We start from the raw sequence: 12692 nt of genomic DNA, 5'->3' as shown, positions 1-12692 counted from the left end.
TCGCCCCTTTTTTAATCTGCCTTCTTTTTTTTGCTAGATTTCTTAGCTTTTTCCTGTTTTTCTGTAGCTTTTGCCTCAAGAGCCGGCTTTTCACTTATTCTGTTGGCTCGCTCTTTGAGGTCAGCGATTTTTTCTGGAGAATAGCTGAATATTTTCTCCAGAATTTGATCTATCTCATTTTCTTCAAACTGAATCTCGACGTCTTGAGGCTCAATAATGACGCTTTCAATAGGGGCTACTCCATAGGGGGCCCGCGAAGTAACGAAAGCGAGTAACTCCCTAGCTCCGGAATAGAGGATTCTGGCTATATTTGCAGCAATTACTCCAGGGTTGAACGCGCTTTTGTAGGCCGCTGCGCATCCAGCCGCATCGATCGAGAACATCGTAAATGCCTCGATGTCGACCTCATACGGATAGAGTTTGTTGTGCTGCGACAAGCTGAGGCGAGCAAAGTGGCGTCCGTCGAGTTCATAGAACACACTCGCCTCAACTTTAACGGGCAATGCAACATCCAGCAGCTTGCTCTCTGCCGAAGGATTGGCACGCACGCTGATCGCAGGATACTCAGTTTTTTCAAGCTGCAGCGGACTGGGTTTCATCGTTAGCTGCTTTCTCAGTGGCTGCATCTAATAGTAAACGAATATAGGTTGATGATTGGGTGTGGCCAGCGCTGAGGGATGCCTGAGCGTTCGCCCAACTGCTCGCAGTGGGAGAAGGACGCTTGCGGCTCTCAAGCGTGGCGAAATCATTCGCAGCGAATTTGAGTATAGCCGCCGACTTGCTTGCCCGCGCTTTTTTTGCCTCAAGGCAAAAGTAGCGAGAGCCGTCGTCATCTTTCTCTTCCTTGAGACCAAACGCTTTCTCGCCAACGGAAATGACGATATCAATCTTTCCGCCCAGAGCCTCAACATACTCATGGAACGTCGACAGCAGAAAATCATTACGACATTCAAACTTGGAAACTGCTGCTTGCGACTTGTTCAGGCGCTTAGCTAGAGCGCTTTGACTTATTGAGGCCTGCTCGCGCAGTGCTGCTAGAGGTAGAGCGAACACGGCATCGGACAGATGCGACATGAACTCGGTGTCGTCTGTTAGGCCGCGTTTCGCGAGGTAGTCGCGGAAGCTTGTCATTGGGGTCCCCTTTTTCTTTTTCGCACTTTGCCGGGCTGTTGGCGCTTCGCTACCTTGCCGCGTTCTGACTCTGAGGCTTGCGCCTTGGCTTTGAGGGCCTGCTCATGCTCCTTCATCAGACGGTCGGCGGTGGAGACGTGGTCGTCATAGAACGCTTCGAAACCATATTCGGCCTTATCTGCGGCAACCAAGAGGCAGGCATGCCTCCTCGTATCAAATGCGTACAGGATCCTGTAGCAATGTTGACCGTAGCGGATGCGAAGCTCTCTTAACTTCCAGTTGTTAGGGCTCCGAATGAGCTTTGAGTGGGGCTCCGGCAAGCGAGAGCCGGCTTGCTCAAGAAGGCTGATGACACTAGAGACACGTGCAAGTTCAGCGGGAGCCAAGCCATTCAGGAACTCCTCGACCTGAGGGAATAGGTCTACTGTCCAGTTGGGCATTATAACCTCAATGTTATGAGCCCGCAATAGCGCGCTTCCATGGAAGTCAAGGCTCGCCCCTCATCTGGTGTTCATCTAGGTCCTAGCCCCCCCCCGATCTTAGACCAGATCGGGTCTCAACTGGCATGCCCAACTTGCTTACAACTAGTGCCCCAAGCCGAAGCGGCGATCGTAAACCGGTTGTGGCGTTCGGTCTGACGCTGAGGCACGGCTCCGGGTGACTTGGCGCGCGCAGTCGTCGCCCCGCCACGCCTGCGGTCTTCATGCGCCTGTTTTTCTGCGGCCCTGCGCCGCCCGGGCGGGCGCGCCGCTGCTGGCGCTCAGGGCGGTTCCAGTAGGGCGTCTGCCCCTGCGGAACCCTGCGCGGGTGGCCCCTTCGTAGCGCCCTCCTGCGCGCCGCAGCGGCTACCCGCCTGATCGCCGGAATTTCAAGATGACATCGGGAAGAGGTAACCACGTAATTCGATGGGTCAGTTCAAGCTTAAATAATTGATTAAAAAAATATGACGTTACCCGTCGAGGTAATCTGAGGTAATCCGCCGAATCGGAAAATTAATGTCATTGATTTAAAGGGACTTTTTTAGAGGGTCAGACTACCTCTGCAAAAGGTAATTCGGCTACCTCAATATTACCCCTGAATACCTTTGAAAAATCAATCTATGTCTTTGAATATATTGAACAATTCCAAGTATTTTTATGCAAGTTACCTAAATTACCTTTCTCCGATGATCACCTGAAAAATTGAGATATGGTCCGGCCTGACGGGGCTTGCCACAGCCGCTGCTATCGCCGGCACTCTCGTCGCGGCAGGCTGGTGGTGGCCATGCTGACGCACCTCGATCGCTACGATGCCGCTGGAGGCGACCGCTGGCCAGGAGGGACATTCGGTCGGCAGCGCTGCACCGGATCGCCATTGCCACGCCGGCCGGCGCCGGCGCGAGCTGCTGGTCGACCACCAGGTGGTGGCCACGCGCGATCGCCACGGCATGGTCGCGCGGGTGCGGTAGCAGGGGTGAGCGGGGGGCGCGGCGAGGTAGTTTTGGCCGGGAAAATTGTGCGCCGGTGCCGCATACCGCAAGGGTCTTGCCTGGCCTCACCGGGAAAAAAAGCGAGCCCAAGTCTTTGTTTTTTAAGCTTGCTAGTCCTAACTCTTAATCAATAAGTCCAAGGTTCGAATCCTTGACGGCCCACCAAAACGAAAGGCACCTGCTCCGGCAGGTGCCTTTTTCTTTGCCGGCCGGCCTGCAACAATGTGCCGGTAGGCGTCATCCGGCGCCACAGCGCGAAAGTGGCGGAATTGGTAGACGCCCTGGTTTTAGGTACCAGTGCCGCAAGGCGTAGGGGTTCGAGTCCCCTCTTTCGCACCATCCAGCCCCCAGCGGCCCCTCGCGGCGATGGCGGGTTCGGCGTCGCCGCCGCGGCCTTCCGGCCCTGCGCTGGCAGGCGCCGCGGGAATAGGCGAAACTATCCGGCTGCGGCGGCTGTCCCGTGCCCGCGCCAACCCGTACTTTTCTACATCGTGCCGAGAGCCGTGGGCTCCCGGTGGCAGGAGTCCACATGCAAGCTTCGATCGAAACCACCGGTACCCTGGAACGGCGTCTGACCTTCACCCTGCCGGAGGATCGCCTGGAAACCCATGTCGGCGGCCGCCTGCGCGAAGTCGCGCGCACCGCGCGGATCAAGGGCTTCCGTCCGGGCAAGATTCCGGCCAAGGTGATCGAGCAGCGCTTCGGGCCGCAGATCCGCGCCGAGGCGCTGGACGGCCTGCTGCGCGAGACCTTCGACTCGGCCGTGCGCGAGCACGAACTGCGTCTGGCCGGCAATCCGCGCATCGACCGCGCCGGCGACAACGAGCTGCAGTTCGTGGCCACCTTCGAAGTGGTGCCGGACTTCGGCGACATCGACGTGTCCACGCTGCAGGTGATCCGCCACACCGCCGAGGTCACCGACGCCGACATCGAGCAGATGATCGAGAACCTGCGCCTGCAGCGTCGCACTTGGCAGCCGGCCGCACGTCCGGCGCAGGACGGCGACCTGGTGACCCTGGAGACCTGGTCGCAGGTCGGCGACGAGCGTCTGCCGGCCGAGGGCGTGGAGAAAGGCAGCAGCGTGATCGGCTCGGGCGTCATGTTCCCGGCGATCGAGCAGGGCCTGGTCGGCCTGTCCAAGGGCGAAGAGAAGACGCTGACCGTCGACTTCCCGGCCGACTGGCGCGTGCCGCAGTTCGCCGGCAAGCAGGTCCAGGTGCACGTGAAGGCGGTCGACGTGGCCGCGCCGGTGCTGCCGGAGGTGGACAAGGAGTTCATCAAGAGCTTCGGCGTGAAGAGCGGCGATGCCGAGCAGTTCCGCAAGGACATCCGCATCAACCTGGAGCGCGAGCTCAAGGGCGCGCTGATGAACCGCCTGCGTCGCGAAGTGGGCGAGCAGCTGATCGCCGCCTACGCGTCGGTGGAGATGCCGCCGCGCCTGGTCGAGAACGAGGCGCGCGCCATGCTGGCGCAGCAGGTCGAGCAACTGCGCCGTTCCGGTCGCGACCCGGGCCAGGTGCCGGACGACGCCCACCAGGGCTTCATGGACGCCGCACGCAAGCGCGTGCTGGTCGGCCTGCTGGTCGGCGAGGTCGCCCGCCGCAACGAACTGCGCCTGGACCCGAAGCGGGTCTCGGAGACGCTGCGCCTGATCGCCTCGACCTACGAAGAGCCGGAGCAGGTCATTGAGATGTACCGCAACGATCCCCAATTGATGGGGGGACTGCAGAGCCGCGTGATGGAAGAGCAGGTGATCGACTGGATCGCCGAGCGCGCCCAGCACACCGAGCAGGCGATGTCGTTCCAGGACGCGATCCGTCAATAAGACGACGCGTCGCCGCGTTGCGCAGCCGACCTGCGCGACGCGGATCCCGTTTCACCTCCCCGCGGCGGCGGGGCGCAACACGATGCGAAGCCCTGCACACCCCCGTGCAGGGACGGACCCCGAGCAGCAGGAGATCACCGCGTGGACAATGTGACCAAGGCCTTGAATCTGGTTCCGATGGTGGTCGAACAGACCAGCCGCGGCGAGCGCGCCTACGACATCTATTCGCGCCTGCTGAAGGAGCGCCTGATCTTCCTGGTTGGCCCGATCGACGACCACATGGCCAATGTGATCGTGGCCCAGCTGCTGTTCCTGGAAGCGGACAATCCGGAGAAGGACATCAGCATCTACATCAACTCGCCGGGCGGCGTGGTCACCGCCGGCATGGCGATCTACGACACCATGCAGTACATCAAGCCGGACGTGAGCACCATCTGCGTTGGCCAGGCCGCCTCGATGGGCGCGCTGCTGCTGGCGTCGGGCGCGGCCGGCAAGCGCTATGCGCTGCCGAACTCGCGGGTGATGATCCACCAGCCGCTGGGCGGCTTCCAGGGCCAGGCCACCGACATCGACATCCACGCCCGCGAGATCCTGACCCTTCGCGCGCGGCTGAACGAAATCCTGGCCAAGCACACCGGCCAGTCGCTGGAGACCATCGCCCGCGACACCGAGCGCGACAACTTCAAGAGCGCCATCGACGCGCAGGCCTACGGCCTCGTCGACCAGGTCCTGGAGCGTCGTCCGGATGAGTCCATCCAGCCGGCATAAGGCTTGCATGTACTGCAAAACGCAGCGTATTCCGCAGGGCCGGGGTCGGGCTAGCGTCCTCCCGGCCCTGTGCTATTCTCGAAATCGAACCCCCGTTCATCGGGTGGGGTAACTGGGTAAGCGAAGCAATGAGCGAAGACCGGCAAGGCCGTTCCGGCGACAGCAACAAGATCCTGTACTGCTCGTTCTGCGGCAAGAGTCAACACGAGGTCCGTAAGCTGATCGCCGGGCCCAGCGTGTTCATCTGCGACGAATGCGTCGAGTTGTGCAACGACATCATCCGCGAGGAGCTCGAGGAGAAGGCGCAGTCGGCACGCAGCAGCCTGCCCAAGCCGCGCGAGATCCTCGAAGTGCTCGACCAGTACGTGATCGGCCAGCAGCGCGCCAAGCGCACGCTCGCCGTGGCCGTGTACAACCACTACAAGCGCATCGAGAGCCGGCAGAAGAACGACGAGGTCGAACTGGCCAAGTCCAACATCCTGCTGGTCGGTCCGACCGGTTCGGGCAAGACGCTGCTGGCCGAAACGCTGGCGCGCCTGCTCAACGTGCCGTTCACCATCGCCGATGCGACCACGCTGACCGAAGCCGGCTACGTCGGCGAGGACGTGGAGAACATCATCCAGAAGCTGCTGCAGAAGTGCGACTACGACGTCGACAAGGCGCAGCAGGGCATCGTCTACATCGACGAGATCGACAAGATCTCGCGCAAGAGCGAAAACCCGTCGATCACCCGCGACGTGTCCGGCGAAGGCGTGCAGCAGGCGCTGCTGAAGCTGATCGAAGGCACGGTCGCCTCGGTGCCGCCGCAGGGCGGGCGCAAGCATCCGCAGCAGGAATTCCTGCAGGTGGACACCAAGAACATCCTGTTCATCTGCGGCGGCGCGTTCGCAGGCCTGGACAAGGTGATCCAGCAGCGCTCCAACGACGCCGGCGGCATCGGCTTCGGCGCCAAGGTCAAGAGTTCCGAGCGCAAGCGCGAGGTCGGCAAGATCCTGGCCGAGGTCGAGCCGGAAGACCTGATCAAGTTCGGCCTGATCCCCGAGTTCGTCGGCCGCCTGCCGGTGGTCGCCACGCTCGAGGAACTGGACGAGCCGGCGCTGATCAAGATCCTCACCGAGCCCAAGAACGCCATCACCAAGCAGTTCAAGAAGCTGTTCGAGATGGAAGGCGTGGAACTGGAGTTCCGCCAGGACGCGCTGCTGGCCATCGCCAAGAAGGCGCTCAAGCGCAAGACCGGCGCGCGCGGCCTGCGCACCATCGTCGAGTCGGTGCTGCTGGACACGATGTACGAGCTGCCGTCGCAGGAGAACGTCAGCAAGGTGGTGGTGGACGAGTCGGTGATCGAACACAAGTCCGAGCCGTACCTGATCTACCAGACCCCGCCGGCGGCGCCCAAGGTCGCCTCCGCGGAGTGACTTCCGGACGGGGCGGGCGCAGCGACCGGTCGCGGCCTCCCTGTGCTCCGGTAAGTTGCTGAACCAAAAGGGGGTTTCTTCCTCCCCTTGCATCGTCCAGCCGATGGCCCCATAACGGGGCCATCGGCGTTTTTATGGCCGCCCGCATCGCGTTCCCGCCTCCCAAATCGGAATCCTCATGGCCCAGTCCCAATCCGAAGTCCTCGACCTGCCGGTCCTGCCATTGCGCGACGTCGTGGTCTTCCCGCACATGGTCATCCCGCTGTTCGTCGGTCGCGACAAATCCATGCGCGCGCTCGAGCACGCGATGGAGGCCGACAAGCGCATCCTGCTGGTCGCGCAGAAATCCGCCGAGACCGACGACCCGGCGGCGGCCGACCTCTACAACGTCGGCACGCTGGCGCAGGTGCTGCAACTGCTGAAGCTGCCCGACGGCACCATCAAGGTGCTGGTCGAAGGCCTGTCGCGGGTCAGCGTCGACAAGGTCGCCGAGCGCGATGGTGCGCTGCAGGGCGAAGGCCGCGAGATCGATGCCGCCGAATCGCGCGAGGAGCGCGAGGTCGAGGCGATCGCGCGCTCGCTGATGTCGTTGTTCGAGCAATACGTCAAGACCAACCGCAAGCTGCCGCCGGAACTGCTGCAGACCCTGTCCGGCATCGACGAGCCCGGCCGCCTGGCCGACACCATCGCCGCGCACATCGGCGTGCGCCTGGCCGACAAGCAGCGCCTGCTGGAAACGCTGGAAGTGGGCGAGCGCCTGGAGATGCTGGTCGGCCTGGTCGATGGCGAGATCGACGTGCAGCAGCTGGAAAAGCGCATCCGCGGCCGGGTCAAGTCGCAGATGGAGAAGAGCCAGCGCGAGTACTACCTCAACGAGCAGATGAAGGCGATCCAGAAGGAACTGGGCGACCTCGACGATGCGCCGGGCGAACTGGAGGAGCTGGCGCGCAAGATCGCCGAGGCCGGCATGCCCAAGCCGGTGGAGACCAAGGCCAAGGCCGAACTCAACAAGCTCAAGCAGATGTCGCCGATGTCGGCCGAAGCCGCGGTGGTGCGCAACTACCTCGACTGGCTGCTGGGCGTGCCGTGGAAGAGGCGCAGCAAGGTGCGCAAGGACCTGAAGGTCGCGCAGGAAACCCTCGACGCCGATCACTACGGCCTGGAGAAGGTCAAGGACCGCATCCTCGAGTACCTGGCGGTGCAGTCGCGGGTGAAGCAGATGAAGGGGCCGATCCTGTGCCTGGTCGGGCCGCCGGGCGTGGGCAAGACCTCGCTGGGCCAGTCCATCGCCAAGGCGACCAACCGCAAGTTCGTGCGCATGTCGCTGGGCGGCGTGCGCGACGAGGCGGAGATCCGCGGTCATCGCCGGACCTACGTCGGTTCGATGCCGGGTCGCATCGTGCAGAACCTCAACAAGGTCGGCAGCAAGAACCCGCTGTTCGTGCTCGACGAGATCGACAAGATGTCGATGGACTTCCGCGGCGATCCCTCCTCGGCGCTGCTGGAAGTGCTCGACCCCGAGCAGAACAACGCCTTCAACGACCACTACCTGGAAGTGGACCTGGACCTGTCCGAAGTGATGTTCGTGGCGACCTCCAATTCGCTGAACATCCCCGGCCCGTTGCTGGACCGCATGGAAGTGATCCGCATCCCCGGCTACACCGAGGACGAGAAACTCAATATCGCCGCGCGCTATCTGGTGCCCAAGCAGCTCAAGGCCAATGGCCTGAAGCAGGACGAGCTGGAGATCGGCGCCGACGCGATCCGCGACATCGTGCGCTACTACACGCGCGAATCCGGTGTGCGTAACCTCGAACGCGAAGTCGCCAAGATCTGCCGCAAGGTGGTCAAGGAGATCGCGCTGGCCGGTCCGCAGCCGGCCGCCCCGGCGAAGAAGGCCGCAGCGAAGAAGGGTGCCGTGCGCAAGGACAAGGCGCGCGTGAGCGTCGGCTCGAAGAACCTGGACAAGTACCTGGGCGTGCGCCGTTACGACTTCGGCCGTGCCGAGGAGCAGAACGAGATCGGCCTGGTGACCGGCCTGGCCTGGACGGAGGTCGGCGGCGATCTGCTGCAGATCGAATCGACCCTGGTTCCGGGCAAGGGCGCGGTGATCCTGACCGGCCAGCTTGGTGACGTGATGAAGGAATCGGCGTCGGCCGCGCTGTCGGTGGTGCGCTCGCGCGCCGAGCGGCTCGGCATCGAGGCGGACTTCCTGCAGAAGCACGACGTCCACCTGCACGTGCCGGACGGCGCCACGCCGAAGGACGGCCCCAGTGCCGGCATCGCGATGGTGACCTCGCTGGTGTCGATGCTGACCAAGGTGCCGGTCAAGTCGGAGGTGGCGATGACCGGCGAGATCACGCTGCGCGGCCGCGTCTCGGCGATCGGCGGACTCAAGGAGAAGCTGCTGGCCGCACTGCGCGGCGGCATCCGCACCGTGCTGATCCCCGAGGAGAATCGCAAGGATCTGGCCGACATCCCGGAGAACGTCACCCGCGATCTGAAGATCGTGCCGGTGAAGTGGATCGACGAAGTGCTGGATCTGGCACTGGAGCGTCCGCTCGCGCCCAAGCCCGCCGCCGATGCCGAACAGGCACCGTCGCGGCGCAAGCAGAAAGCATCCTCGAACCCGCGCGTCAAGCACTGACGCGCGCTGAACCGTACCCGCGCAAACGGCTCAAACCCGCGCCGTTGTTGGCTTTTCGGCTTGCGCGGGTAGGGACCCGCTGGTATAAATGCAGCGCTTGCGAGCACCGCGAACGGGCGTGCTTGGTAGTGCAAAACATATCCATCGGGGTCTCGCCCAGGCGAGGCAGGCCACGCCGACACCCGATCCTCAATCCGCGGTCTTCTGCCGCACATGGAGTCATCAAGAAATGAATAAAGCCGAACTGAACGACGCGATCGCCGCTGCCGCCGATATCTCCAAGGCCGAAGCCGGTCGTGCCATCGACGCCTTCGTGTCGGAAGTGACCAAGGCCCTGAAGAAGGGCGACAGCGTCACGCTCGTGGGCTTCGGCACCTTCCAGGTGCGCGACCGTGCCGAGCGCACCGGCCGCAACCCGAAGACCGGCGACTCCATCAAGATCGCCGCGTCGAAGAATCCGACGTTCAAGGCTGGTAAAGCGCTGAAGGATGCCGTAAACTAATCGACTCGCTAGGGTGCTTAGCTCAGCGGTAGAGCGTCTCCTTTACACGGAGAGGGTCGGGGGTTCGAAACCCTCAGCACCCACCAGAGCACCAAGCGACAGGTTTCAAAAGCGGAGTGGTAGTTCAGTCGGTTAGAATGCTGGCCTGTCACGCCGGAGGTCGCGGGTTCGAGTCCCGTCCACTCCGCCAGTTGTACCGAAGCCCCCGAGCGATCGGGGGTTTCGTTTCTCGCAGTCGCCGCCACGCGCCAGCGTCGGCCCGGCAGCTCCGGGAAAGCGGGCCTCGCGCCCGCCTCCGTTCAAACGCGGAGTGGTAGTTCAGTCGGTTAGAATGCTGGCCTGTCACGCCGGAGGTCGCGGGTTCGAGTCCCGTCCACTCCGCCATTTGTACGCGAAACCCCCGAGCGATCGGGGGTTTCTTTTTTTCCGCAGCGCGCTGGCGTTCGCCCCCGATTGCCGCCGCGGCGCATGAGCGGGCGCGGGTTGCCGGGCCGCCGGTTCTGCCGCAAGGCGTGAAGCGGGTTAAACTGCGCGGCTCGCCAATAGGCCGTCGGTTCCCAATGCTGCAGAAACTTCGCGAAAAGACCTCGGGCTGGATCGCCACCGCGATCATCGGTCTGTTGATGATTCCGTTCCTGTTCGTCATCGACAACAGCTACCTCGGTGGCGTCGGTGCCAACAATGTCGCCAAGGTGCAGGCGCCGCCGTCGTGGTGGTCGTCGGCGCCGTCGTGGTGGCCGGTGTCGCTGCTGTGGCAGCACCACGAAGTGAGCACGGAACAGTTCCGTACCCGCTTCGAGCAGGCGCGCATCCAGGCGCGCGAGCAGCAGGGCGAGAACTTCGATCCGCGTGCGTTCGAAAGCATCGACAACAAGCGCAAGCTGCTCGATCAGCTGATCGACGAGCAGGTAGCGAAGTTGTCGGCCGAGCGCGCCGGCGTGGTCATCGGCGATGCCGCGGTGCGCGATTACATCAGCTCCATGCCTGCGTTCCAGAACGACGGCAAGTTCGATCCGGAGCGCTACCGCCTGGCCCTGGCCTCGGGCACGCCGCCGCGCACGCCGACCATGTTCCAGCAGTTGGTGCGCGATGCGCTGCAGCAGTCGGTGATTCCGTCGGGCATCGCCGAATCGGCGTTCGCCACCAAGCAGGAGACCGATCGCCTGCTGAAGATGCTGGGCGAGACCCGCGACGTGGAGATGGCGCTGTTGCCGGAGATGCCGGCCGACACCGCGCCGGTCAGCGACGCGCAGGTGCAGCAGTGGTACGACTCGCACAAGTCCGACTTCAAGCAGCCGGAAACCGTGACGATCGAGTATGTCGACCTCAACGCGGCCAGCCTGCCGCCGGTCAAGCCGGCCGACGAGGCGACGCTGCGCAAGCGCTACGACGACGAGAAGGCGCGCTTCGTCGAGCCCGACCAACGGCTGGCCTCGCACATCCTGATCAGCGCCGGCAAGGACGCGGCCTCGCAGAAGGCGGCCGAGGCCAAGGCCGCCAAGCTGGCGGCCGAAGCCAAGCAGCCCGGCGCCGATTTCGCCGCGCTGGCCCGCGCCAACTCCGACGATCCCGGTTCCAAGAATGCCGGCGGCGATCTGGGCTGGGTGGAGAAGGGCGTGATGGTGAAGCCGTTCGAGGATGCGCTGTTCGCGATGAAGCCCGGCGAGATCGTCGGTCCGGTGAAGAGCGAATTCGGCTATCACGTGATCCAACTGCGCCAGGTCAAGGGCGGTCAGGGCAAGTCGTTCGAGCAGGTGCGCGACCAGCTCGCCAGCGAGCAACTGAAGGCCGACAGCGAGAAGGCCTTCAGCGACCTGAGCGGCAAGCTGGTGGACCTGGTCTACAAGAACCCGACCGCGCTGGCCTCGGCGGCGAAGGAAGTGGGCCTGCCGGTGCAGACGCTGGGGCCGTTCTCGCGCGCCAATGCCAGCGGCATCGCTGCGCAGCCGGCGGTGCTGCGTGCCGCGTTCTCCGACACCCTGGTGCAGGACGGCACGGTCAGCGACCCGATCAACCTGGGGCCGAACCACAGCGTGCTGATCCGCGTGACCCAGCACCAGCCGGAGCAGATCCAGCCGCTGGCCAAGGTGCACGAGCAGGTCGTCGCCGCGGTGCATGCCGATCGCACCGCCAAGGCGGCCGCCGCCAAGGCCGACGCGCTGCTGGCGCGCCTGCGCAAGGGCGAGACCCTGCAGGCCCTGGCCGGTCCGGAGAAGCTGCAGATCAACCCGATGCCGGGGCTTCCGCGCAACGTGCCGATGCCGAGCGCACAGGCCAGTCAGGCGATCTTCAGTGCGCCGCAGCCGGCCGAGGGCAAGCCCTCGGTGGGCAAGGTCGAGCTGCCTGCCGCGCCGGGCACGGTGGGCAAGCGCTATGCGCTGTTTGCCGTCACCAAGGTCACGCCGGGCGATCTGAGCAAGGTGCCGGCCGAGCAGCAGACGATGTTCCAGCAGCAGCTGGCGCGCATCGAAGGCGAGGCCGATGCCAAGGCCTACGTCGATGCGATGCGCAAGCACTTCAAGATCAGCGTGCAGGAGTCGCAGCTGTAACAGCTGCGTCGTCGGCGCACGGTGTCACGCAACAGGCCCGGCATTGCCGGGCCTGTTGCGTTTCAGGGTGGCATCAAGGTGTGCGTCTTGCCGCGCACAGCGGTGCGGCAACGCGCGCGCAAGCACAGGGCGTGCGCCGGCTGGCAGGTTGGTGGGTGGGCACGAAGAGCGGCAGCGGCCGCCATCGCTTGGCCCGAGGCGCTGTGCAAGCTGGCTGTGATCGAGGCAAAGCGTCCTGCCCGTCGGGCAATGCGCCCGTTGCCGCAGGTGCTGTGCGCGGTGAGGCGCCAGGCTCGCAGAGGTTCGCATCGTGTCAGGCGCGGCTCGGGTCGTGGTCATTCCCGCGACGCGGCTGCATGTCCTCGGGCGTTACAGCGTGTTCCGGAC

General features: G+C 63.7%; 10 protein-coding genes and 4 tRNA genes. 11 read left to right on the top strand and 3 right to left on the bottom strand.

The window, feature by feature from the left end; all coding sequences use genetic code 11:
* Nucleotides 1–11 precede the first annotated feature (11 nt).
* The 3 genes from AC1G9L_RS17025 to AC1G9L_RS17015 are packed head-to-tail and all read right to left on the bottom strand — an operon-like array spanning nt 12 to nt 1571.
* On the bottom strand, nt 12–599 hold the full coding sequence (locus AC1G9L_RS17025; RefSeq protein ID WP_481069566.1) for a hypothetical protein: 588 nt from the start codon (nt 597–599) through the stop codon (nt 12–14).
* Nucleotides 574–1074 carry a helix-turn-helix domain-containing protein gene (locus AC1G9L_RS17020; protein WP_481069565.1) on the bottom strand — a complete coding sequence of 167 codons (501 nt, stop codon included), beginning with the start codon at nt 1072–1074 and terminating at the stop codon, nt 574–576. Before AC1G9L_RS17020 ends, AC1G9L_RS17025 begins: the two co-directional genes overlap by 26 nt.
* 53 nt (nt 1075–1127) lie before the next feature.
* Entirely contained in the window at nt 1128–1571 is a 444-nt protein-coding gene (locus tag AC1G9L_RS17015; protein ID WP_481069564.1) for a type II toxin-antitoxin system RelE/ParE family toxin, read from the bottom strand.
* A gap of 848 nt (nt 1572–2419) precedes the next feature.
* Between AC1G9L_RS17015 and AC1G9L_RS17010 the strand changes: the two genes are divergently transcribed.
* The 11 genes from AC1G9L_RS17010 to AC1G9L_RS16960 all read left to right on the top strand — a co-directional run bounded on the left by AC1G9L_RS17010 (nt 2420) and on the right by AC1G9L_RS16960 (nt 12305).
* Nucleotides 2420–2578 (top strand): hypothetical protein, encoded by a 159-nt coding sequence (locus AC1G9L_RS17010; RefSeq protein ID WP_019800434.1) that lies wholly within the window; start codon nt 2420–2422, stop codon nt 2576–2578.
* 275 nt (nt 2579–2853) lie between these two features.
* Nucleotides 2854–2938: transfer RNA gene (locus AC1G9L_RS17005), tRNA-Leu, on the top strand.
* Between the two features lie 190 nt (nt 2939–3128).
* On the top strand, nt 3129–4424 hold the full coding sequence (tig, locus tag AC1G9L_RS17000; protein ID WP_019800433.1) for a trigger factor: 1296 nt from the start codon (nt 3129–3131) through the stop codon (nt 4422–4424).
* A 141-nt stretch (nt 4425–4565) separates the two neighbouring features.
* Entirely contained in the window at nt 4566–5192 is a 627-nt protein-coding gene (clpP, locus tag AC1G9L_RS16995; RefSeq protein ID WP_010341121.1) for an ATP-dependent Clp endopeptidase proteolytic subunit ClpP, read from the top strand.
* A 128-nt stretch (nt 5193–5320) separates the two neighbouring features.
* Nucleotides 5321–6607, top strand: a complete 1287-nt coding sequence (gene clpX, locus AC1G9L_RS16990) for an ATP-dependent Clp protease ATP-binding subunit ClpX (RefSeq protein ID WP_019800432.1) — start codon at nt 5321–5323, stop codon at nt 6605–6607.
* A gap of 178 nt (nt 6608–6785) precedes the next feature.
* The gene (lon, locus tag AC1G9L_RS16985) at nt 6786–9254 is read left to right on the top strand and encodes an endopeptidase La (protein WP_019800431.1); all 2469 of its coding nucleotides are present in this window, start codon (nt 6786–6788) and stop codon (nt 9252–9254) included.
* 229 nt (nt 9255–9483) lie between these two features.
* Nucleotides 9484–9756 (top strand): HU family DNA-binding protein, encoded by a 273-nt coding sequence (locus tag AC1G9L_RS16980; RefSeq protein WP_010341124.1) that lies wholly within the window; start codon nt 9484–9486, stop codon nt 9754–9756.
* A gap of 11 nt (nt 9757–9767) precedes the next feature.
* Nucleotides 9768–9842, top strand: a tRNA-Val gene (locus AC1G9L_RS16975).
* A 27-nt stretch (nt 9843–9869) separates the two neighbouring features.
* A tRNA-Asp gene (locus AC1G9L_RS16970) sits at nt 9870–9946 on the top strand.
* 117 nt (nt 9947–10063) lie between these two features.
* Nucleotides 10064–10140 (top strand) — tRNA-Asp (locus AC1G9L_RS16965).
* A 176-nt stretch (nt 10141–10316) separates the two neighbouring features.
* Nucleotides 10317–12305, top strand: a complete 1989-nt coding sequence (locus AC1G9L_RS16960; protein WP_010341126.1) for a peptidylprolyl isomerase — start codon at nt 10317–10319, stop codon at nt 12303–12305.
* Nucleotides 12306–12692: the final 387 nt, after the last annotated feature.

This window comes from Xanthomonas sp. NCPPB 1132, from assembly GCF_056629235.1.
This window is presented reverse-complemented; position numbering and strand designations above follow the sequence as displayed.